Annotated in this window: 22 protein-coding genes; 8 read left to right on the forward strand and 14 right to left on the reverse strand. The window is 46.1% G+C overall.

Translation table 11 applies throughout. The features are described 5' to 3' along the window. Positions 1–50: 50 nt before the first annotated feature. Complete coding sequence (gene recQ, locus ACM0P2_RS00940) at positions 51–1,892, reverse strand: DNA helicase RecQ (RefSeq protein ID WP_173359542.1); 1,842 nt, start codon at positions 1,890–1,892, stop codon at positions 51–53. Between the two features lie 269 nt (positions 1,893–2,161). Between recQ and ACM0P2_RS00945 the strand changes: the two genes are divergently transcribed. The 3 genes from ACM0P2_RS00945 (at position 2,162) to rarD (ending at position 5,235) form a co-directional block, all read left to right on the forward strand. After that, the gene (locus ACM0P2_RS00945) at positions 2,162–2,662 is read left to right on the forward strand and encodes a thioesterase family protein (protein WP_159118241.1); all 501 of its coding nucleotides are present in this window, start codon (positions 2,162–2,164) and stop codon (positions 2,660–2,662) included. Positions 2,663–2,749: 87 nt separating this feature from the next. Next, positions 2,750–4,087 carry a magnesium transporter gene (gene mgtE, locus ACM0P2_RS00950; RefSeq protein WP_105929902.1) on the forward strand — a complete coding sequence of 446 codons (1,338 nt, stop codon included), beginning with the start codon at positions 2,750–2,752 and terminating at the stop codon, positions 4,085–4,087. 230 nt (positions 4,088–4,317) lie between these two features. Then, positions 4,318–5,235, forward strand: a complete 918-nt coding sequence (gene rarD, locus ACM0P2_RS00955) for an EamA family transporter RarD (RefSeq protein ID WP_159118240.1) — start codon at positions 4,318–4,320, stop codon at positions 5,233–5,235. 192 nt (positions 5,236–5,427) lie between these two features. Here rarD and ACM0P2_RS00960 read toward each other — a convergent pair whose 3' ends face one another. Both ACM0P2_RS00960 and uvrD read right to left on the reverse strand, forming a co-directional pair. After that, positions 5,428–6,705 carry a diguanylate cyclase gene (locus ACM0P2_RS00960; RefSeq protein WP_105929903.1) on the reverse strand — a complete coding sequence of 426 codons (1,278 nt, stop codon included), beginning with the start codon at positions 6,703–6,705 and terminating at the stop codon, positions 5,428–5,430. 42 nt (positions 6,706–6,747) lie between these two features. Next, on the reverse strand, positions 6,748–8,919 hold the full coding sequence (gene uvrD / locus ACM0P2_RS00965; RefSeq protein ID WP_419227124.1) for a DNA helicase II: 2,172 nt from the start codon (positions 8,917–8,919) through the stop codon (positions 6,748–6,750). 416 nt (positions 8,920–9,335) lie between these two features. Between uvrD and cysE the strand changes: the two genes are divergently transcribed. Beyond that, positions 9,336–10,133: a serine O-acetyltransferase gene (cysE, locus tag ACM0P2_RS00970; protein WP_105929905.1), complete on the forward strand. Its 798-nt coding sequence runs from the start codon at positions 9,336–9,338 to the stop codon at positions 10,131–10,133. 99 nt (positions 10,134–10,232) lie between these two features. On the opposite strand, the gene ACM0P2_RS00975 is transcribed toward cysE, so the two are convergent. Genes ACM0P2_RS00975 through ACM0P2_RS01010 form a run of 8 tightly spaced genes read right to left on the reverse strand, consistent with a single transcriptional unit; the run spans position 10,233 to position 16,558 of the window. After that, the gene (locus ACM0P2_RS00975; protein ID WP_159118238.1) at positions 10,233–10,973 is read right to left on the reverse strand and encodes an HAD-IA family hydrolase; all 741 of its coding nucleotides are present in this window, start codon (positions 10,971–10,973) and stop codon (positions 10,233–10,235) included. Between the two features lie 20 nt (positions 10,974–10,993). Continuing rightward, positions 10,994–11,914: a tyrosine recombinase XerC gene (xerC, locus tag ACM0P2_RS00980; RefSeq protein WP_159118237.1), complete on the reverse strand. Its 921-nt coding sequence runs from the start codon at positions 11,912–11,914 to the stop codon at positions 10,994–10,996. A 5-nt stretch (positions 11,915–11,919) separates the two neighbouring features. Next, complete coding sequence (locus tag ACM0P2_RS00985; RefSeq protein ID WP_159118236.1) at positions 11,920–12,615, reverse strand: DUF484 family protein; 696 nt, start codon at positions 12,613–12,615, stop codon at positions 11,920–11,922. Next, positions 12,612–13,442 carry a diaminopimelate epimerase gene (dapF, locus tag ACM0P2_RS00990; RefSeq protein ID WP_159118235.1) on the reverse strand — a complete coding sequence of 277 codons (831 nt, stop codon included), beginning with the start codon at positions 13,440–13,442 and terminating at the stop codon, positions 12,612–12,614. The genes ACM0P2_RS00985 and dapF overlap by 4 nt, the downstream gene beginning before the upstream one ends. A gap of 35 nt (positions 13,443–13,477) precedes the next feature. Next, positions 13,478–14,728 (reverse strand): diaminopimelate decarboxylase, encoded by a 1,251-nt coding sequence (gene lysA, locus ACM0P2_RS00995; RefSeq protein WP_159118234.1) that lies wholly within the window; start codon positions 14,726–14,728, stop codon positions 13,478–13,480. Next, positions 14,728–14,925, reverse strand: a complete 198-nt coding sequence (gene lptM, locus ACM0P2_RS01000) for an LPS translocon maturation chaperone LptM (RefSeq protein WP_236547088.1) — start codon at positions 14,923–14,925, stop codon at positions 14,728–14,730. Before lptM ends, lysA begins: the two co-directional genes overlap by 1 nt. A gap of 51 nt (positions 14,926–14,976) precedes the next feature. Continuing rightward, complete coding sequence (locus ACM0P2_RS01005) at positions 14,977–16,044, reverse strand: MJ1255/VC2487 family glycosyltransferase (RefSeq protein WP_159118232.1); 1,068 nt, start codon at positions 16,042–16,044, stop codon at positions 14,977–14,979. Position 16,045: 1 nt separating this feature from the next. Next, positions 16,046–16,558, reverse strand: coding sequence for a phosphatase PAP2 family protein (locus ACM0P2_RS01010; protein ID WP_201282646.1), 513 nt, complete (start codon positions 16,556–16,558; stop codon positions 16,046–16,048). A gap of 432 nt (positions 16,559–16,990) precedes the next feature. Here ACM0P2_RS01010 and rraA point away from each other — a divergent pair, with 432 nt between their 5' ends. After that, positions 16,991–17,476, forward strand: a complete 486-nt coding sequence (gene rraA, locus ACM0P2_RS01015; RefSeq protein ID WP_105929914.1) for a ribonuclease E activity regulator RraA — start codon at positions 16,991–16,993, stop codon at positions 17,474–17,476. A 94-nt stretch (positions 17,477–17,570) separates the two neighbouring features. On the opposite strand, the gene ACM0P2_RS01020 is transcribed toward rraA, so the two are convergent. From ACM0P2_RS01020 to mpl, 3 genes are all read right to left on the reverse strand, one after another. Continuing rightward, positions 17,571–18,380: a S1/P1 nuclease gene (locus ACM0P2_RS01020; protein WP_159118230.1), complete on the reverse strand. Its 810-nt coding sequence runs from the start codon at positions 18,378–18,380 to the stop codon at positions 17,571–17,573. A 2-nt stretch (positions 18,381–18,382) separates the two neighbouring features. Then, complete coding sequence (locus tag ACM0P2_RS01025; RefSeq protein WP_105929916.1) at positions 18,383–19,015, reverse strand: flavin prenyltransferase UbiX; 633 nt, start codon at positions 19,013–19,015, stop codon at positions 18,383–18,385. A gap of 72 nt (positions 19,016–19,087) precedes the next feature. Further along, on the reverse strand, positions 19,088–20,446 hold the full coding sequence (gene mpl, locus ACM0P2_RS01030; RefSeq protein ID WP_419227125.1) for a UDP-N-acetylmuramate:L-alanyl-gamma-D-glutamyl-meso-diaminopimelate ligase: 1,359 nt from the start codon (positions 20,444–20,446) through the stop codon (positions 19,088–19,090). A gap of 315 nt (positions 20,447–20,761) precedes the next feature. On the opposite strand from mpl, the gene ACM0P2_RS01035 reads away from it, so the two are divergent. From ACM0P2_RS01035 to ACM0P2_RS01045, 3 genes are all read left to right on the forward strand, one after another. Beyond that, positions 20,762–21,739, forward strand: coding sequence for a class 1 fructose-bisphosphatase (locus tag ACM0P2_RS01035; RefSeq protein WP_105929918.1), 978 nt, complete (start codon positions 20,762–20,764; stop codon positions 21,737–21,739). 163 nt (positions 21,740–21,902) lie between these two features. Then, on the forward strand, positions 21,903–22,433 hold the full coding sequence (gene ppa, locus ACM0P2_RS01040; RefSeq protein ID WP_014947861.1) for an inorganic diphosphatase: 531 nt from the start codon (positions 21,903–21,905) through the stop codon (positions 22,431–22,433). 141 nt (positions 22,434–22,574) lie between these two features. Beyond that, a complete protein-coding gene (locus tag ACM0P2_RS01045; protein WP_419227126.1) occupies positions 22,575–23,060 on the forward strand; it encodes a DUF3299 domain-containing protein in 486 nt (161 codons plus the stop codon). Position 23,061: the final 1 nt, after the last annotated feature.

The raw sequence follows: 23,061 nt of genomic DNA on the forward strand, positions 1-23,061 counted from the left end.
CAGCGCTTCTCTTTAAGGGTTTAACAGAGGGGTTAGGAGGGAAATTTCCCCTAATGCTCTCGGTTAATATAACCATCAATTAACTGAATAAACGCGTCGCCATACCGCTCTAGCTTGGTTTGACCTACGCCGCTCACGTCTAGCAATGTGTTGCGTGTGGTGGGGAGCTTGCAAGCCATATCAACGAGGGTGGCGTCGCTAAACACGACGTAGGGCGGCACCTCGTTTTCTTCTGCAAGAACTTTTCGCAAATGCTTAAGGCGAGTGAATAATGTTCTGTCGTAATTAGCTGGAGCCTGCTTGGCTTTTTGCTTATCAGGCTTGAACTCCAACCGAGGTACAGCAAGTTGAACAGCAACTTCGCCTTTTAGCACCGGGCGGGCAGCTTCAGTTAGACGCAATGCCGCGTGTGCTGTGATGTCCACACGAATAAGCCCCTTGTGTACCAACTGATTGATAATATTGTGCCAGTAGCTATCAGACTTATCTTTGCCTATGCCGTAGGTGGAAAGCTGATGATGACCTGCCTCTTGTAGGCGTCGCAACTGCTTTCCTCGCAATACATCGATAACATATTGGCTAGCAGCTTGTTGAGAAAGCCGAAGTACACAGGACAATACTTTTTGCGCAATCACTAAACCGTCAATCATTTTCGGCGGGTCGAGGCAAATATCACAGTTACCGCAGGCGCTATCGCTGAACTGCGAAAAATAGTTGAGCAATACTTGACGACGACACGTTTGTGCCTCTGAAAATGCCTCCATGGCAGCAAACTTTTGTAGCTCGATTTGATTTCGCTCGGCAATCTCGCCTTGTTCAATCCATTGCTTTACGCGAGCTGCATCTTTTTCATCAAACAATAGTAGCGCTTCAGACGCCAAGCCGTCTCGCCCAGCACGGCCTGTTTCTTGATAATAACTTTCCACACTGCGGGGCACATCGTGGTGAACAACGTAGCGAACGTTTGATTTATTGATGCCCATTCCGAAGGCGACGGTAGCCACCACAATGTCGACCTTGTCGTTGAGAAATTGGCGCTGAACCAACTCTCGCTCATCACTGTCCATGCCTGCGTGATAGGCCGCACAGCGAAAGCCTTGTCTGAACAGCTTTGCATGTAGGTCGTCTACTTTAGCACGGCTATTACAATAAATTATGCCGCTGCCTTCTTGCTGTTTTACATACGCAACCACCTGGTCGAAAGCTTTATACTTACTCATAACGCGGTAGCGAATGTTGGGCCTGTCAAAGCTTCCCTTATAAACCAACGGGTCTTGCAGGTTCAGTTGGGTAAGTATGTCTGCTTGAGTTGCAGTGTCTGCTGTGGCGGTTAGCCCGATAACTGGGATATGAGGAAAGCGAGACTTTATTTGACCTAGCGCGCGGTAATCTTGCCTAAAGTCATGGCCCCAGTGCGACACACAGTGTGCTTCATCAATGGCAAATAGGCTAATGTCAGCGTGTGAAAGTGACTGCTGAAAGTAATATTGCATGAGCCGCTCAGGTGAGACGTAAAGCAGGTCAAGTTTACCGGCTTGTAATGCATCGTTGATGCGCCCTTGCTCATCAATGTCTAGTGTAGAATTGAGATATGCCGCCTTTACACCTAAGGCTTTAAGTTGTTCTACCTGATCTTGCATTAAGGAAATTAGGGGAGAAACAACAATGGCCGTGCCGCTTCGCACCAGAGCAGGAATCTGATAGCACAGAGACTTACCACCGCCTGTGGGCAGTAGTACAAGTGCGTCTTTACCTTCACATACTTGGTGAATGACTTCGCCCTGACCGTCGCGAAATGCGTCGTAACCGAAGACATCTTTTAAGATAGTTTCAGGTGTTTTTGCGCTTCGCGATTGAGGCTCGGATTCTAATGAAGCTATTGCAGTAGTCATGGCGCTGGATTTTACGCGTTTTTGGCGATGTCTTCACGGGGCAATTGCAAAAACTAGACGAAAATTCAGTGTAAGCATGATTCAGCAACCGGAAGGCGGTTATAGGTGTTTGGATTTTGAGCAGGTTGGGAGTTCTCACGTTTTGTAAACTCACAGGCGGATCAAATCGTATAACTTATCTTGATTAACTAACATTGGTTGGATGAATTTCCCTTCTCGTTATCTTCAATAGTAACGTTATTGATACTTTGACAATAAAGGGATTCAGCATGTCTCTCAGTGAGCATACTAAGGTTAGTAAAAAAATAGACCACCAAGTTATGATCAATCATGTGATTGCGCTTTTTCGTGATAATATGCCGTTTAACCAGTTGTTGGGCTTAGAATTTATTACGCAAGGCACTGGGGTAGAAACGCAGATTTCTTTGCATCTTAATTGGCAGCCCACGCTTACCGGCAACCCAATGCAAAAAATTCTACACGGTGGTGTAACAGCGACTATGCTAGACACCATCGGCGGTTTAGTTTCGATTGTAGAAACCATCAAACAAACCGCACTTGAACACCTTGCGGACCTTCAAGTTAGATTGCCTACCATGGGCACGATTGATATGCGCGTTGACTACTTAAGACCGGGAAGAGGTGAGCGTTTTATCGCAACAGCGGCGGTCATACGCAAAGGCAGTAAACTAGTGGTTTGCAGAATGGAATTGCACAATGAAAAAGGCGATCATATAGCCTTTGGGACAGGTACTTACATGCTCGGGTAATATGCTTGAAAGTAAGCTTTCACCAATCCCGTATAGCGGTACTTGCGTTGTGTAAAGGAAGTGAGTGGTATTAACGGGAGGTGCAGCATGGCAGAGCCATTACCAGATTTAATTGAAGAGATTGTTACTGACAGTATGAGTGATGATCCAGCAACCTTGTTGGCCGCTTTAGCAGGACAAGACGAGGTATACATTGCGTCTCTTTTAGAATCACTACCCGTAGAGAAGCGCTTGACGGTGTGGGAAGGCATACCGCGCGACCGCAAGCTCGATGTATTGGTAGAGATGCGTAGCGACCCTCGTGAAATTCTCATCGACAATACACCACATGACGAGTGGGCATCTATTTTTAACGGCATTGACGCCGAGGACTTACTAGAGCTTCTCGATTCACTCCCAAAACGCTTGGTCGATATGGCCTATGAGTCTCTTGACTCTAAAGAACGTAAATATTTTAGAGAAGCCACGCAGTTTCCTGATAATCAAATTGGTCACTGGGTAAATCACGAGCAGCTAGTTCTGCCGTCCAATGCAAAAGTGCGTGAGGGCTTGCGTTTACTGAGAAGAGAGATACCACAGCATTGCGACAGTATTTTTCTGGTCAACCGCTCGGGGCAATTTTCTGCACTGGTAAAAATTAGTCATCTCTTTACTGCCCAAGATCACGTGTCGTTGTTTGATTTATCCGAAGAAAACGTAACAACTATTCAAGGCGCCGACGACACCATGAATGCGTCGCTTCTTGTTCAACGCTCTGGATTGGCATCATTGCCGGTGGTTGATGAGAATAATAAGCTGCTTGGTCGCTTGGATGTGACGTCGGCTAGCGAATTAGTGAATGAATTTTACGAACGTCAGGTGATGGCGTCTGCAGGTATGGATGAGGACGAAGATTTGTTCTCGCCAGTGGCGAAAAGCGCACGCAACAGAGCACTGTGGTTGGGCATTAACTTACTCACAGCATTTCTAGCTTCGTGGTTTATTGGTCTGTTCGAAGGCACGCTTCAACAGGTTGTTGCCCTTGCCGTACTAATGCCAGTAGTGGCGAGTATGGGAGGGATTGCTGGAAGCCAAACGTTAACGCTAATTGTGCGGGGGCTAGCGCTAGGACAGGTGACCCCAGCTAACTTAAGGGCGCTGATGGTGAAAGAGCTCAAAGTAGGCGGTGTGAACGGCGTTATTTGGGCGTTAGTGATAGGTGTTGTTGCCTATTTTTGGTTCACTGATGCCATGTTGGGTCTGGTTATTTGCTTAGCTATTTTATTCAATATAGTGGCAGCAGCGTTGGCAGGCGTATTTGTGCCCGTCATTCTTGATAAGCTCAAAATAGACCCGGCCTTATCGGGCTCGGTTATCCTAACAACGGTTACAGACATTGTAGGGTTTGTGGCTTTCCTAGGTTTGGGTACCTTGTTTTTACTTTGAACTAGGTTTCTTTATTAGGCCGTAAACAGCAGGTTTGTCAGAACATGCGTAAACGGAGCGCCGAGTTAGCGAGGCATGCCTAAGCGGACTAGATTAAAAACGGCAGGCAAGAGTGGTTAATCTTCGTCTAATGCCTGCTTATCTCTTTTGGAAAGCGGTAAAGGTTGTGTATTTCTTGAAGCTGATAAACAATACGCGCCTTGTTATCTTGACAGTCTATGGAGCCAGCCTTGTCTAAGCAAGCCAGTGCCGCTCAAGTCGGTGTAATATGTGCTATTGCCGCATACAGTATGTGGGGCGTAGCGCCTGTTTACTTTAAACAGCTTATGGTATTGCCGGCTGCTGAAATATTGATGCACAGGGTGATATGGTCAGTCATTTTATTAGTTGGTCTTATCGCCGCGTTGAAACAATGGCCCAAAGTGGGCGCCGCGTTTCGCAACAAACGGGTTATGCAAATATTATTTGTTGCTGGACTTCTGCTTGGTGCAAATTGGCTTTTGTTTATTTGGGCCATTAATAACGACCATATTCTTGACGCAAGCTTAGGCTATTACATCAATCCCTTAATCAATGTTTTCTTGGGTCGATTGTTTTTAGGCGAGAGGCTGCGCAATCTACAGCGTGTAGCCGTTGGGCTTGCCGTTATTGGCGTTGCTATTTTAGTCTTCTCTTACGGGCATGTACCGTGGATTGCCCTAGTGTTAGCCGGTAGTTTTAGCGTATATGGTTTGCTTAGGAAGCAAGTTGCGGTCGATTCTCTACCTGGTCTTTTCATTGAAACTCTTATGCTATCTCCGCTAGCCGTTTTTTATTGGGTGTTTTTTGGCTCCGAGTACAGCAATTTACTCAATAACGATGTCTCATTGAACATGCTTATTGTGGCGGCAGGCATCGTAACTACCGCCCCGTTGCTGTGTTTTACTGCTGCGGCAAGGCGAATTATGTATTCAACATTAGGCTTCTTTCAGTATATTGGGCCAACGCTGATGTTTGTGCTGGCTGTCTACTTGTACGGAGAACCTCTTGAGGAGTCGAGACTTGTGACGTTCGGCTTCGTATGGGTAGCACTTATCTTATTCAGTGCCGATTCTCTAATAAATTATCGCAGTCAGCGTCAAGCTCGTAAGCTCGCAGTAGAGCAGTAAATCAGTTTAAAATGTCCGTACTATGTACTATTTGTTGTTTCACTTTGATATAGAACCACTATACCTGTGGCAACACGCCGCGATTACGAACATTTTAACTCTCGCTGAGAGGGTAATTATCTATGCGGACAGGTATTACATAGCGGTTCGTGTGGTTCGAGGTGTAGGGCGGGGGGCCATATCGTCGAGGGGTTAAAGCAGTGTGCCTTGTTCTAAGTTGGGCGCGTCAGGTGGTTCGCACTTGACCTGATTACGGCCGCTATTTTTTGCTGCGTATAGCTGCTTGTCAGCAAGGCTTAGCAGCTTATCGACCCGCTGCGTGTGGGCGCCGCTTACCCCAATACTGCACGTCACTTTAATGTTCGTTTTAGGAAGCTGTATCACTTCGGCTTCGACGACCTTTCTGAAGTCTTCTAAGCGTTCACAAGCTTCGGTAAGCGAAGTTGATGGCATATAAATGCAAAACTCTTCGCCACCAAATCGAGAAATGATCTCGTCAGGAAAATAAAATTCAATCAGCGCTGCGACTGCTTTTAAAACAATGTCGCCAGCGTCATGTCCATAAGTGTCGTTTATCGATTTAAAAAAGTCTAAATCGATAAGAGCAAGTGCGTGATCTTCTGATAGGTTTTGATGCTGAACCGTAAGCATGTAGAAAAAGTGACGCCTATTGGGTAAGCCTGTCAAATAATCCGTATTGGCAACCCTGCGAATTTCCTCAACACTCTCAATATACTCAACATTTTGCATTACGCGGCACAAAAACTCCTCATGACAGTAGGGCACACGAAGGAAATCGTTAGCTCCACTTTTAATAAAGTGGGCAGACATGAGCATGCCTTTTCCTCCCGCTATGCCCATTATCGATAGCTGTTCTTTTGAAAAAGCCTTTCTTAAACCCGCCACAAAATGTGTACCAGTCATATCGGGAAGCGTGTTATCTGTAATAACAAGGCGCACGTTTTTATTTTCAGATAAGCACTGCATAGCATCGGTGGCAGTTAAGCACTCGAAAGCGATAAAGTTATGGCGCTGAAGTAGAGATACGGTTCTTGTACGAAGCACTCGGTTTGTGCTGACTACGACTACGCCGGTGGACTTGTTTTTCTCAAGCCGACTAATAAGACGATTTAAATAATCGTAATTCTGAGAGTTTTCTTTCGGAATATAATCGACAACATCCCGTTCTAGTACTTTATCGCGAATAGTGTTGTCTAGGCTTTCCGTAGTAGCTATGGTGGGAATGAAAGACTCAACTGCAAAGTCGATAGCCTCGCCTTTAGGCGCATCAGGAAGTGAATAGGCAACAATGGCGCATAAAAAGGTTTCGGGCATGTTTTGCGAAAATCGCGCTTTTCCCTCTATCAGCGACGTTGCACCAACAGGCGTAAGGCCTGCACGGCGCACGAGTTTCGCAATGAGTTCAAGGTTGCCTTCACCATTTTCGATGATCAGCACATGTTGCTGCATACATTTCAACTAAGGTTAAGGCTGCCTTGCCACATTAATAAATTACGCCTTCTCCAGCTTTGCGTAAGCAAGTACCAGCCACTTGCTGCCAAATTCATCGAAGTTTACTTGAACTCGGCCGTGCTCACCACTACCTTCGTAATTAAGCACTATACCTTCGCCGAATTTACGGTGTACAACGCGTTCGCCTAAACTAAATCCGGTTTCTTCAAAACTCGCATGTGAGGTAGCCTGGCTGAATCGGTTATGTACCGGGCGCGAGATCGTTGACTTTAATCTCACCTCTTCGACGCAATCTGCTGGCATTTCGCGAATAAATCGAGAGGCAGTGTGATACTTGTCCTGCCCATATAATCGACGACTTTCAGCATAAGTGATATACAACTTTTGCATAGCCCTGGTCATTCCAACATAGCAAAGCCTGCGTTCTTCTTCCATTCTGCCAGGCTCATCGTTGGTCATTTGGCTAGGGAACATGCCTTCCTCCACACCGGCCAAAAATACCAGTGGAAATTCCAAACCCTTCGCGGTGTGAATAGTCATCATTTGCACGGCATCTTGATCTTTGTCTGCTTGTGTCTCGCCGGCTTCTAAAGATGCGTGAGCCAAAAACGCCGCAAGAGGCGTCATTTCCTCAGCTTCGTCAGGCACGATAAAGGTTTTACATGCGGTAACCAGTTCTTCTAAGTTTTCCAATCGAGCTTGCGCTTTTTCACCACGTTCGGCTTGATACATCGCGTAAAGACCCGATTGTTTTATGGCTTTATCCGCTTGTTGATCAAGCGATTCATCCAAGGTCGATTGTTCAAGCTCTGTAATAAGTAGCACGAAGCTTTGCATTGCATTCAATGCTCGACCTTTGAACCCGCCTTCGTTGATAAGCAGTTGGCAGGCCTGCCACATAGAGCAGTTGTGCGCGCGAGCTGTTTCGCGCACCTGTGATAGGGTTTTTTCACCAATCCCCCGACTTGGGGTATTTACCACACGTTCAAATGCGGCGTCGTCATGCGGGTGGCTTACCATGCGCATGTAGCCTAGGGCATCTTTAATTTCTTGACGTTCGAAGAAGCGCAAGCCGCCGTAGATCCGGTAGGCTAATCCCTCGTGGAGTAACGCTTCTTCTAGAACTCGGGACTGAGCGTTGTTTCTGTAAAGAATTGCGGTATCGCTTAGGGCATTGCCTTGGTTAAGCCAGTTTTTAATCTTCGAAACAATAAATCGCGCTTCGTCTAGTTCGTTAAAACCTGCATATACAGAAATTAGCTCGCCCTGAGCGTCTTCGGTCCAAAGCTCTTTCCCTAAACGGCCCGTGTTATTGTCGATAACCGTGTTCGCCGCTTTCAGGATGTTGCCGGTTGAACGATAGTTCTGTTCAAGACGAATGGTATTAGGTTCATTAAAATCTTTGAGGAAGTGCTGAATATTATCGACATTTGCACCACGCCAGCCATAGATAGATTGGTCGTCGTCTCCAACAATCATAATGTTGTTATTACCGCCACTATAAAGCATGCGAAGCCAAGCGTATTGAATATTGTTGGTATCTTGAAATTCGTCGACCAGCACTGCGCGGAAACGGCGTTGGTAGTGAGCGAGTACTTCTGGATTTTTAGCCCACAGTTCATGAGCCCGTAATAGCAACTCGGCAAAGTCAACTAAGCCAGAACGGTCGCAGGCATCCTGATATGCAGCATATACTTCACGCATGGTTTTTTGGATATGATCGCCATGGGTTTCTATGTGCTGAGGGCGTAAACCCTCGTCCTTATTGCCATTGATATACCATTGGATTTGGCGGGGAGCCCAATGTTTTTCATCTAGGTTCATGGCTTTAAGAATTCGACGAATTAAGCGGTACTGGTCGTCAGAATCGATAATTTGGAAATTTTCCGGAAGATTTGCCTCTGCGTGATGGGCATGTAGTAAGCGATGTGCTAGTCCGTGGAAGGTACCAATCCACATATTGTGTAGACTGCGCCCCATAAGCGATTCGATACGGCCGCGCATTTCTTTGGCCGCTTTATTCGTAAAGGTTACTGCTAATATCGAGAAAGGCGCGATGTTTTCGACTTCCATCAACCACGCAATACGATGCACTAATACGCGGGTTTTACCACTACCTGCGCCGGCAAGTACTAAAGCGTTAGACAATGGGGCTGCTACAGCTTCACGTTGTTTGTCGTTAAGCTCGTCTAGCAGTCGAGATACATCCATAATGTGGTACCTGTTGGTTGATAATTTTATACATTCAGCAGCCGATTATTATGCCATCTGACTGTGAATTTATACAGTCTAGTTTTCTACACACCCTTTATCGTAATGTTTTATCTTTTAACGTTTATTACCAAGCAGTAACACAACAAATTACAAAAGACGGGAATGGTCTATAATCGGTAGCAACGGTTAGATCTTGTTGGCCTTTGCTATAACAAATTAATCAGATAGATTGATCGATTTTAACGCTAAGGCGGTATCACATCGGTATTGCACCACACCAAACTCAGGTAAACTTTGCACCTGAATCGACATGCTTTACTTTGCAGCACTCAATCGTAGATTAATACTGTTAAGCCGTGGCTAACAGACCGAATCTAAAATACGTGACACTTATACATTAACGGAACATGCTCATGACCGCACTTTCTACGCCAATCGACTTTTGGTCGACGCTAAAACAAGAAGCGCAAGTTGTTGCAGAAAAAGAACCTTTGCTGTCTAGTTATGTGCATGCCAGTGTGCTTGCTCATCATAACTTCGAGTCATCGTTGAGCTTTATCTTGTCGAACAAAATGGCAGATGACGTTATGCCTGCCATTGCGATCCGCGAAGTATTTGATGAAGCCTACCTGCTAGAGCCTGGGATAAGTGAAGCCGCTACGGCAGACATTCTCGCAATTAAAGCGCGAGATGCAGCAGTAAATGATTACCTTACTCCGTTACTGCATTTTAAAGGCTTTCACGCTGTACAAGTGCACAGAATGGCGCACTACCTTTGGATGCATGGTCGCCATCAACTCGCACTGTTTTTGCAAAGTCGTAACTCAGCAAGTTTTGGGGTCGATATTCATCCCGCAGCGCGCATTGGCAAAGGCGTTATGTTCGACCACGCAACGGGTATTGTAGTGGGTGAAACCGCAGTGGTTGAAGATAACGTGTCAATCTTGCAAAGCGTTACCCTTGGTGGGACCGGCAATGAATCGGGCGACCGCCATCCTAAAATTCGCCAAGGCGTGTTAATTGGCGCTGGAGCGAAGATTTTAGGCAATATCGAAATAGGTGAAGGCTCTAAAGTTGGCGCAGGCAGCGTGGTACTTAATAACGTACCAGCCCACGTTACCGTGGTGGGCGTTCCCGCTAAAGTGGTCGGCAGACCGGTTTGTGAAAGCCCCTGCGAATCTATGCGCCAAAACGTACTAGAAGATAACTAAGATTTGCGGGTTTGAGTTCATTTCGCCTTCACCCTTCGTCAAAGGTTAATGTACCCTAGCCCCAGATTTAAACGGTTAAAGTACTCTGACCCCCCAAATTCATAGGAATTGGGTGAGTTCGTTGAGGTTGTCTAGCGCTACGTGAGGAAGCACGCTTACAGGTTCATTCGCTAATTTCATCGGTCTGTTACAGGCATACCAAGCTGCCTGATAGCCAGCATTAATCGCCCCTTTTACATCCTTAATAATATTATCCCCTACGTGAAGAATATGGGGGGGCGCGATACGCAAGCATGTGGCTGCTTCATCAAACATATCTCGAGCCGGTTTCATCGGTCGCGTGGTGCTGGCGTGTAGTATGGTCTCGAAATAACCATCAATACCTATTTTTTGGGCATTAACATTGCCATTCGTGATACCGACTAACGGCAGTCTATCGCTCAGCTTTTTAAGTGCTTGATGTACATCTTCAGCCAGCTCAAAGTTGCTCCTAGCGTCATAAAAGCAGTTGAAACAGGCTTCTACCGCTTCCCTAATATCATTACTTTTGCTTACGTCAATCTCGACTTTATCTGCCGAGGTGCCTGAAAGGGCGGCGGTCAAAACAACACGTCTAAGCTGCCCCATATCTGAGGCTAAACGTCTATCCTTAGCAATCGCAGCACGTTTAAGATGTTGCCAATCGTTTGGTGTGAGGGCCGCCGCTTTTTTGTGATGCTTCGCAATATGCGCCTGCAGCGCCTGCTCAGCCCGGCGAATGATAGGTTCATTATCGTAGAGCGTGTCGTCAAGGTCGAATGTCATGGCATCGACGTGGTTGATAGACCTAAAAAACTGCATGGATAACCCTTAGTATAGCTTTACTTCTTGTGCGCGCGTGGATGAGCCGCATCATAGACGTTGGCGAGATGCTGAAAATCGAGATGGGTATAAACCTGTGTGGTCGACAAATTAGCGTGACCCAATAACTCTTGAACCGCCCGCAAATCACCGCTTGATTCTAATACGTGCGTGGCAAAAGAATGGCGCAGTTTGTGAGGGCTAACTTTTTGTGAAAGCGACTGCTCTTTTGCCATTTTATCAAGACGATTAGCAACCTGTCGGTTTGAAATGCGGGTTTTGCGTTTACTTACAAATACCGCACTTTCATAGGGTGATGCATAGGCAGGACGCACTTTTAACCATGAATTAAGTGCTCTTTGTGCGTGTCGACCTAGTGGCAGAATGCGTTGTTTGCTGCCTTTCCCCATGACTTTTACTGTGCCGTCTTTGAGGCAGTCTGCTAGGTTTAAGCCGGTCAATTCGCTTAAACGCAATCCGCAGCCATAAAGAAGCTCAAACATGGCGATATCTCTGAGCTGCATACCTTCATCATCTTCACCACTTGTTGGTGCGGCGTTGAGCAGCTGCTGCATTTCATCAACACTAAGCTGTTTAGGGAGGGGTTTTCCTTGCTTGGGCGCTTGAATTCCTTCTACGGGATTACTGAAAAGCTGTTGGTGATCGATTAAATACTGACAGAACGTTCTCAGTGCTGACAATCTCAGTGCAATGCTGCGGGCGCTGTGCCCCGACATTTTCGCATCCGCCATAACGCGCTTTATATCGCTTGGAGTAAGTCCAGACCATTCATAAAGGCCAAGTAACTTGGCAACCTCAGTGAGTTGGCGCTGATAGTTTTTGATAGTGTGGAGGGATAGACCTCGCTCTACCTGAAGGTGGAGTAAAAACTTATCTAGCCACGCCTGGCAAGACTCACTTACAAGCGCGTCCGCAGACACTGACGTTAATACCCCATCATTTCAGGCAAGATAATATTAAGCACTTGCTGAAGTTGTTGAAGCAAGAGGGTATCCATATCTGGCGTAAAGTGACTTGCGTCGCTGCTGCTTATCCCCAAGATACCTAACTCTCGATTATCGCCAAGCAACATCAGTGCAACAGACTCAGCGGGACTTTCTCCGAATAATAGCTGGCGCTCGTGCTGGGACAATCGACCAAAAAAGAAATTGGTATTTTTAAAGCGTTTCTCTGTGAATAAACGCTGCTGTAGCTCCGGAATGGCGTGTGGACCCTTGAAGCTTTTTATCACGGCTGAAGAGAGTTGCAAACGTTCTTGAAGGACATCTTCTAGCGTAAACTGTACTTCGGCTACGCTCTCACAGCGTAAGAGTTGTACGTTTAAGTCGGTATAAACCCGATAAATTTTTTCGTTTTGCTTGGCAATACTCACTAACTGGTTAAGTTTGAAGTTAAGTTGCCTTACTTTCTGTCGCAGCTGCTCACTTTGTATTTCTACCAGCGATACGCTACCTTTGTGCTCATGAGGAAGCTTAATTTTTTCCAGTAGGTCAGGGTGTTGGGCAAAGAACTCGGGGTGTTCTAGCAAAAACCTGCGCACATCTGAACTCGACAATTCAGATGTGTCGTTAAATGGCTCAATTAATTGCGTGGCGTTAGACTGCCCCGATAAGTCGCTCATATATTTATCTGTCCGTCATATACGTGTTCGGCAGGCCCTGTCATTTTGAGTACGTTATCTGGGCCGGGCCAGCGTATACGTAAACTGCCCCCGGGTAAGTCTACCCTTACATCTTTTCCTAATTTACCCTGTATTTGACCAATTGCAACTGCCGCGCATGCGCCACTGCCACAGGCAAGGGTTTCGCCAGAACCCCGTTCAAAGACTCTAAGCTTTATGTGAGATTCATTGATAACCTGCATAAAGCCTACGTTTACGCCTTCGGGAAAGCGCTCGTGTCTTTCAACAAGAGGGCCAAGTTCTGCGACATTTGCAGTATCAACGTCGTCAACTTCCATCACACAATGTGGGTTGCCCATTGAGGCCGAGCCGATAAATAAGGTGCTTTCACCTACGCGCAAGATATAGGTATTTTCTTGTTTGTTAGCTTTTAAAGGAATATTGGCCGGTTCAAATTCTGGTTTACCCATATTAACGGTTACTTGACCGTCTTTTTCTAGGTAAAGCACCATTTTTCCCGCTTTGGTGCTAACCACAATTTTGTTACGGTTAATCAATCCCTTCTGTTTGACAAAGCGCGCAAAACAGCGTGCTCCGTTTCCACACTGTTCTACTTCTGAGCCATCCGCATTAAAAATACGGTAGTGAAAGTCTTGCTCTGGATCGTAAGGCGGTTCAACCATCAACAGCTGGTCAAAGCCAATGCCGAAATTACGGTTAGCCAATTGCTGAATTTTTTCTTTAGAGAAAAATACGTTTTGAGTAACGTTATCAATAACCATGAAGTCGTTACCCAAACCGTGCATTTTTGAAAATTGGACCTGCATTAAACGCGCATCTTTCTTGTTAGTTTGTCTCTAGTTTACGGAAGTTTATGCTCACCTTGCCAGAGATCTTTTTGTTTTTCTCTTTCGCGAACCACAATTGCCTTTTCACCATCAACCATGATTTCTGCTGGACGACAGCGACTGTTGTAGTTTGACGCCATGACAAAACCATAGGCACCCGCACTGCGAACAGCAAGTAGGTCGGTGGGTTCAATGGCTAATTCGCGGTCTTTGCCTATGAAATCGCCGGTTTCGCATACGGGGCCAACGACATCATAAATGCGGGGTGTTGCCGAGCTTTCCTGCTTCACAGGAATAATTTTTTGCCAAGCGGAGTAAAGCGCTGGACGCAATAGGTCGTTCATTGCTGCGTCGACAATCGCAAAGCTTTTCTCTTCACCCTCTTTAATAAACTCAACCTCGGTAACCAGAATGCCTGCATTAGCGGCTATAGCGCGGCCAGGTTCTAGAATAAGCTTCAGGTTTTCGCGGCCAACCATTTTTTCAGCCATGGCTTGAGCATAAGCTTTCGGATGAGGAGGCTGTTCGTCGTTATACGTTACGCCAAGACCACCACCTACATCTAAGTGTTCAATAATGATATTGCGCTCGGCCAGCTCATCAATAAGCAGAAGCAGGCGTTCTAGTGCATCAACAAACGGACCAATTTCCGTTAGCTGTGAGCCGATGTGGCAGTCCATACCGACTACATTTAAGTTGGGCAAAGACGCAGCCAGTTCATAAGTTGCGAGGGCGCGCTCCCGGGCAATGCCGAACTTATTGGCTTTCAAGCCGGTTGAAATGTAAGGATGCGTTTTGGCATCTACATCAGGATTAATACGAAGCGATATTGGCGCTTTAACGCCCAGTTCACCAGCCACCTCGTTAATACGATGCAGTTCAGGCTCTGATTCTACGTTGAAGCACATGATGCCCTGTTCAAGGGCATAGCGGATTTCGTCGTGCTTTTTACCCACGCCGGAAAATACCACTTTACTGGCGTCACCACCTGCCTCGATAACACGGGCTAGTTCACCAGCAGACACGATATCAAAACCTGAGCCTAGCTTAGCGAGAACGCTTAAAACACCGATGTTTGAGTTAGCTTTGACGGCGTAGCACACAAGATGAGGATGCTCACCAATTGCATCGTTAAACGCATGCCAATGACGTTCTAACGTAGCACGTGAATATATATAAACGGGTGTTCCGTATTGCGCTGCAATATCAGAAACAGCCACTTTTTCAGCATGTAGCTGACCTTCGCTGTAGGCAAAGTAATCCACTAGTTCTGTTCTCCAGAGGTAGGTGCGGGGGAAGTGTTGTTATCGCCAAGTGAAGTGTCGGTTTCTAGCGTGCTAGAAGACGCTGGTTCAGCCGACGTGTTTTGTGCAGGCGCTTCAGGAATATAAAGCGCCCCTTTGTAACCACAGCCACACAATGCTATGAGTGTTAGCAAGAAAACTACTGACTTTTTAAGCACGAAAAATCCCGCGAAGAATACGACAAATGCCGCTATCATCGCATTGCGGTATTAAATTGCAAGAGCCAATAAGCGTTCTTGCGTTTTATCACCGTATCGAACGTTTTTCCATAGCGCATCACATAGGCTCTGGGTATCAGAAAAGTCTTTGTTTTTAAGCCAATCAATCAGAATGTGGGGATTGTCTGGGAAAGCAATCGCTTCGTTTCCGGGCGCCTCAAGCCACTCTTCCACAATGTCAGTGTCTAATTGAAAAAGGGTTTGGCATAGATCAAGTTTGTCTAAGGTAAGTACATTCGACAACTGCTCAAATTGACCGTGCAATGGCTTTATGAGGAGTTTTTTGCCTAGCTGCAATGCCTCGCTAGACAGTTCAAAGCCCCCATTTGCAATTACACCATTGCAATGCTGGAGGGATTTCTGAAAATGTTTTTTAGACGTCGGGTGCCAATGTATATGACCCACTTCTCTTGCTTCGTCGATATCAGGATGAAAGCAGTGAAAGATTTGATCGCTTAGTGGCTCTAGCATTTGTTGGACATCGTCTATGTCTTCAAAGGGTAAGTATACTAATACATGCCCATTACCCGGAGAAAAAACCGGCTTTTCAGCCACAAACGGAGGGATGATAGGTTGATTGAAGTGATACCAATGTACACCTAATTGAAGTTCAGTAGGTGCGAACACTTTCATCAACAATGTATCAAAAATGGTATTGCCACTTTTAGGTACGTCATAGGCGAAGGCGGCTTGGTGACTAATAGAAATAGACGGCAAACCCTGCCGTTTGGCGGCCCACGCCGTCACTGGCTCGAAATCGTTAACCAGCAAATCGTAGCCGCTGGTATCAAAGGCTTTTACGTCTTTGATTAAACGGCTGACGTTAGCCTCCTTAACGGTAGCCCACTTATCCACGCGGCCGGCTTTTGTTATGAAGCTCAACCCAGTAAAAGTACGGTATTCTCCAAACACTTCCATATCGAAGTATTTTTCTGGCGCGCGGCCAGTAAAAACAAAGTCTACGCTAATGTCGTCGCGCTCTTCGAGCGCTGACGCCATTATACGAGCTCTAGCAATATGCCCATTTCCGGTGCCTTGCACACCATATAGTAATTTCATGCTACCCCAGAATTGAAATACTCAGTGTTGCAATTGTGGCACCAAGAAGTGAACCTGCTACCACATCAGATGGATAGTGAACGCCCAATAACACCCGTGACAACCCAATTAGCGCTGCCCAGCAATAGGCAAGTACCGCAAACGATGGGTAATAATGCGCAACAATACATGCCATCAGTGTGGCTGCGGCAGTGTGACCGGATGGCAGTGAAAATTTGTCTGACGGGGTGACATGTGCCGTTAAATTCATTAGAAAATCGCAAGGGCGCGGGCGCTTGAACATTTTCTTAAGCAGCACATAAATGGGTAACTCAAGCGCGTAAGCCATCAGCGCTGTGTAAAGGAAGAGCTCACCATGTTCAGGCTCGAAAGCCCAAAGCAGCATACCGATAACGAAGTACAGGTATCCGTCGCCTGTTTTAGAAAGCCAAATAATGCTGCGGCAGTCTCTTTTTAGCGTCAGTTTGTACAGGCGATAAAATAAGTCAGTATCGTATTTGGTCAAGGATTTCATTAGCATCGCCTTGTCCCCTATCGGTTAATTACTGCACAGGCTAAAGTTAATCTGTGACCAGTGGGTGACGAAAAAAAGAAACTTTTTTGACAGCAAAATGGGTTCACGTCGCCCTTCGGGTTCAGATGGTAAAAATGGCTAAGTGGACTGAGAATTTATCAATGATCTTTAAGGCCTAAAAGAGACGTCATATACATGCTATTTGTGCCCGCTAATCCAATTAGCGTTTAACGCGTTATTAAGGCAAAAGTTAAGCAAAATACGTGCTCAGTGATGCACAGGAGTGAAAAGAAAAAGATTAAGTTTCACAAAATAATAAAATAAGGCGAAAGGCACTAAATCAACCGTTTGCAACGCTTCGTTTAATGCTATGCTAGATTGAACTGCACAGAGAGCTTTATCCCTCTTCTCAATTTTTAGTAAGGCAAAATCATGGAATACAACACATCTGAATTATGCGATTTGTTTGCTGATAGCGTTGACGTGGTAGACCCAATTTTCGCGAGCTTTGGTGGCCGGTATTCTTTCGGTGGTGAAATAACCACTGTGAAGTGCTTTGAAGATAGGGGTCTTATCGATCGCGTTTTAGCACAGCCCGGCGCAGGCAAAGTGCTGTTGATAGACGGCGGTGGCTCTAATCGTCGAGCCCTATTTGATGCGTCTTCTGCACAAGTGGCCATTGATAACGATTGGGAAGGGGTAGTGATTTACGGAAGTGTGCGTGAAATAGACAGCCTTGCCGAATTAGATCTTGGTGTGCTGGCGGTGGCGGCTATTCCTGTAAACGCTGAAAGCGAAAGTATTGGTGAAGTAGACGTGCCGGTGAACTTCGGTGGCGTTACGTTCTTACCGGAAGATCATTTGTACGCTGATAGTACAGGGGTCATTCTTTCACCTGAACCACTTGACTTAGACTAGGTTGCGCTAGGCTCTGACCCTGTGACGAAAGCTTAACAGAAAAAATAAAAAACGGAGGTTTAGCCTCCGTTTTTTATTTATATTGTGGCTAATGCTAATTGTTAGCCTCATCGAAGACCATATTTAAGTACATCGCAATGCGTATACCGGCCATTTGAAGGCGCTTTTTGGCAGTAGGAAGATGGTGATATAAATAGTCATAGCTCATGTTATTCGCATCTTCTGGATAAATGGTATCGCGAATAGTGGTGCTTTCTTCAATCCATACCAGAGGGTCGGTGGTTGCCCAACTGCGAATATCCTTCGCCGCTATCGTTTTTGTTAGCCATTCAGTCCACTCAGAGTAAGACAAGTCGCGCTGGTCCAGCATTTGAGAGTCCCAAACGCGGTGAAGATTAGAGTCTTGCCAGAAAAACCGCACTTTTACGTCATTACCACCACGATCAGTGCCATTGCCTGCATGTAGGGGTTGATGAAGATCACCAATAATGTGCACGATAAACTGAAGGGCTAAACGCTTTTCCTCAACACTGGCTGCATCGCTTTTTAGCGTTTGGGTAAATTGCTTTAAAGCGGTAACCGCGTCACCTTGCTTAGGTGCGCTTACTTCGTTATACGCTTTGCCTTCAGGCACAGTCACATAATGCCAAGGGCTTGCTGTTTTCTGCCAAAATTCGCTGGGATTTGAGCGCATTTCATCTGCATGGGTAGAAGCTTCAGCGAGTGAGCCATGCGGCAATAGTTCCATAAGTGCGGCTTGTGAGAGTGGGCTCAGGTACTGCTCAGCGATAGCGCCGGTTACTCGGTGGCCCGTTTGACCCCACCCAAAGGCGGGAGAAGCAATGCATAATGTTATAAGTGTGCTTAGCGCAACTGCGCATGTCCTGTTTTTAAGCGCGAACATGGTTAATCCTTAGAATGTTTGGATGATTGGTAGCCCCACCTAGCAACAAGAGATTGTTCAATGCCAAGATGGTCAAGTATGCGCGCCACGACAAAGTCAACTAAGTCATCGATAGTCTTGGGGTTGTGATAAAAGCCTGGCGCGGCGGGCATAATAGTAGCACCCATTTGTGACAGCTTAAGCATATTTTCCAAATGTATAGAAGAAAGTGGCATCTCTCGCGGAACTAAAATAAGTTGGCCTCTTTCTTTTAACACCACATCTGCCGCACGCTCTATAAGGTTGTCACTCGCACCGATACTGATGGCAGACAAGGTGCCGGTAGAGCAGGGGCATACCACCATTTTGGCAGGCGCAGCTGAACCAGACGCAACCGGGGAAAACCATTCTTCTTTACCAAACACTTTTATTTGGTCGGGTTTGGCACCGCAATGCTCGGTAAAAAATGCGGCAGCGTCCTCAGGACGCCCAGGTATTTTTACATTTTCTTCAGTGGCAAAGACTACCTTGGCCGCGGAAGAGATAAGTACGTAAACTTGATAATCTGCATTAACCAGCGATTTCAAGAGTGTAAGTGCGTAAGGTGCGCCAGATGCACCTGTGATAGCAAGTGTGACTTGCTTGTCATGTTTCATTACATTGCCTCTGTAGACACTATGTCTTAGTGTTAGCTTTTTAGCTGTGGCTAATTTTAAGACTGGTGCTTTTTATAATTTAAATTTCGATTCTAAGGCATCTAAAAGTCGGCCGTGGATCCCTTCGAAGCCGCCGTTACTCATTACAAGTACGTGATCGCCTGGTTGTGCTACGTTACAAACACCTTGAACGATCTTCTCGACTTCTCTAAAGCAATGAGTCGGGGCGCTGCTATGGGCAACGGAATCAACAAGTGACCAATCCATTCCCTCTGGCTCGTAAAGATAAATCTCATCGGCTTTCTGCCACGAATTTGCCAACGTATCTTTGTGAACGCCCATTTTCATCGTGTTTGACCGAGGTTCTAGCACAGCCAGAATACGTGCATTACCCACCTTTTTGCGCAGTCCATCTAGTGTGGTTGCGATAGCGGTAGGGTGGTGTGCAAAGTCGTCATAAAGGGTGATGTTGTTTACTTCACCTTTTACTTCCATGCGGCGTTTAACATTCTTAAAAAATGATAAGGCTTCTATGGCATCCGGTAAGGTGACACCAGCATGGTGAGCTGCGGCGATGGCCATTAAGCCGTTGTCTACATTGTGCTGACCTACCAAAGGCCATGAGACGGTTCCTGCAGTAACGCCGTTATGCACTACGTTGAACGCACTGCCGTCTTTTTTAAGCAGTTCAGCATGCCACTCTTTGCCTAGTGATTGGCGCGACGACCAGCAGCCTTTCTTGAGCATATCTTCTATAGCAGGTGTATTGTTTGGCGTAAGAATAAGCCCGTTTTCAGGTACCATTCGCACTAAATGGTGGAACTGGGTTTGAATAGCAGCAAGGTCAGCAAAAATATCCGCATGATCAAACTCAAGGTTGTTGATAACCAAGGTTTTCGGGCGATAGTGCACAAATTTCGAGCGTTTGTCGAAAAATGCGCTGTCGTACTCGTCAGCCTCTATCACGAAAAAAGGGCTTTCACCCACGCGTGCTGATACGCCAAAGTTTTCTGGCACGCCGCCAATTAAATAACCGGGATTAAGACCCGCGTGCTCTAAAATCCACGCGACCATGCTGCTGGTGGTTGTTTTGCCATGGGTACCAGACAGCCCAATTACCCAACGATCTTTGAGTAAGTTATCAAGCAGCCATTGAGGGCCGCTGGTGTAGGGTAAATTGCGATTTAACACGTATTCAACGGCGGGGTTACCGCGCGACATGGCGTTACCAATGACCACAATATCTGGCACTGGGTCAAACTGGCTCTCGCCGTAACCTTCGGTAAGCTCAATGCCTAATGCTTCGAGCTGGGTGCTCATTGGTGGATAAACGTTTTTATCTGAGCCTGTAACTTTGTGGCCGAGTGTTTTAGCAATGGCGGCAATGCCACCCATAAAACTTCCACAAATGCCTAAAATATGTACATGCATAGCGCATTCCCAATGAATTTTCATGTTATCGGGGTACTTTATCAGAACCCTGCAACCTATAGATAATTCAATTTTTGTATTTAAACATATGCGTCATGCCTTTAAATTACGCTCACCTCAGGACATCTGCGGGATGCAAACTGGTATGGTGTGTGTATGTCATTGAACTGGTATGTTCCACTTCGCAGTGAACACGGTTACAATCTAACCGCAGGTATAAAAACCTGTGCGTGCTTGCTAATAAAAAAAGCCGGTAAGGAAAGCTGAGCGATGGCTAGCACGACACCCTACACACGAAAAAAAGGCTTACATTCAATGAAACGTTTAAATTCCCAATTGCAACAAGACGGTGCACCACTTGAGTTAATTCTGCTCATTCGTACACTGCTAGCGGGCTGTAAAGAAATTTCTTTCCGCGTGAGTCAAGGCGCACTTGCTGGCGTGCTCGGTTCAACTCTTTCAGAAAACGTACAAGGCGAAACACAAAAAAAGCTCGACGTTATCTCTAACCACATTTTAAAAGACACGCTAAGGGAATCTGGCTACGTTAAAGCCATTTCGTCCGAAGAAGAAGACGATGTAGTACCGTGCAATCCAGAAGGTAACTACTTAGTAAGTTTCGATCCGCTTGACGGGTCATCAAACACTGAAATTAATAGCCTTATTGGTACTATCTTCTCAATCGCTCACGCCCCGCAGTGGATGAAGCCAGATGACCCGTCTGCGTTCTTGCAGCCTGGTACACAGATGGTTGCAGCGGGATATGTGCTTTATGGCCCGTCTACAATGTTAGCGCTGACGACAGGTCGCGGTACGCACATTTATACGCTTGATAAAACCCACGGTGGCTTCCTGCTGACTCACCCGAATATACAGGTGCCTGAGCAAACCTCAGAATTCTCGATTAATGCGTCGAATCAGCGTCATTGGGAACCGGCAATGCAGGCGTATGTTGCCGATCTGCTAGCAGGTAAAGAAGGTCCACGTGGTAAAGACTTTAATATGCGCTGGGTAGCTGCCATGGTGGGCGATATTCATCGTTTGCTTTGTCGTGGCGGTATCTTTATGTATCCATTCGACAACAGGGACCCGTCGAAGCCAGGTAAATTACGCTTGCTCTACGAAGCCAACCCAATGGCGTTTTTGATGGAACAAGCCGGTGGTAAAGCAGAAACCGGTACTGGCCGAATTTTAGAAGTAATGCCTGAAGAAATTCATCAGCGTGTACCGTGCATCATTGGCTCTAAAGACGAAGTTGATATGTGCTTGAGCTACAACGACAACGCGAAGTAATGAAAAAATGGCCCGTTAGGGCCATTTAATTATTAAAAAGCGGCAAAATTTAACGAAAAATAAAGAGATTAGTACGACATGGGTCGTAAAGCGTTTTTATTTTGCTGCTGTCACCGTATACTTACGACCAAAATTTTTAATCCATCATTGAAAGGACCTAAGAATGAGCTTGAGTGCAATTTCTGCTGGTAAAAACGTACCAGATGAAGTGAATGTGATCATCGAAATTCCAGCACACGCTGACCCGGTGAAGTACGAAGTAGACAAAGACACAGGTGCGCTATTTGTTGACCGTTTCATGGCAACTTGCATGCACTACCCAACTAACTACGGTTACGTTAACAACACATTGTCTGAAGATGGCGACCCAGTTGACGTACTAGTTATGACACCTTTCCCACTACTAGCAGGTTCTGTAATTAAGTGTCGTCCAGTTGGCGTATTAAACATGACTGACGAGTCTGGTAAAGATGCAAAAGTTCTAGCGGTACCAGTAGACAAGCTTTCTACTATTTATCGTGACGTAAAAGAGATTGCAGACGTACCTCCGCTTCTTCTTAAGCAAATCGAGCACTTCTTCGAGCACTATAAAGATCTTGAAGAAGGCAAATGGGTGAAAATTGACGGTTGGGCAGACGCTGCAGCTGCAAAAGAAGAAATTACCGCAAGCATCGCGCGTTTCGAAGCAGAATAATTCACGCTGCTTTAAATTGATGATACAAAGGGCTGGTGTAATACCAGCCCTTTTTGTATGTGGTCTAAAAGTGAAGTTTGAAAACAAAAAGCAAAAGCCGATACAAAAAAGCGAACAAAATACTCAACGATAGAGAGCAGTATGACCCATCTTAGATTATCCGTGACTTCATTATTCGCTGTAGTAATGATGATTGTAACCTTCAACGCTCTAGCAGATGAAGCTCCGGTAGAGGTATATTGGGAAGACCTAGTGCCTGAAGGCTTTAATGAGCTCGCGCCACCTTCAGTTCAACACAATGGTGAAATGAGTCAGCTTCAGCCTGATGCACCAGTGGTCGATACCTTTGACGGAAAGCGTGTAAAAATACCTGGGTTTGTTGTGCCGCTAGAAGGCACCGCTGAACTCACCACCGAGTTCTTACTTGTTCCCTATTTTGGCGCCTGTATTCACGTACCACCACCGCCTTCTAATCAAATTGTGTACGTGAAGTTTGAAGAAGGTGTGCGCATAGACAATATTTACGACGCGATTTGGGTAACCGGTGAACTGTCGACCGACGGTTGGAAAGGCGATATTGCGTCGGTAGGTTACCGCTTAAAAGGCGAAGCAGTTGAAGGCTTTTAAG

The sequence above is a fragment of the Alteromonas sp. OM2203 genome (genome assembly GCF_048517045.1).
GTDB classification, from domain to species: domain Bacteria; phylum Pseudomonadota; class Gammaproteobacteria; order Enterobacterales; family Alteromonadaceae; genus Alteromonas; species Alteromonas gracilis.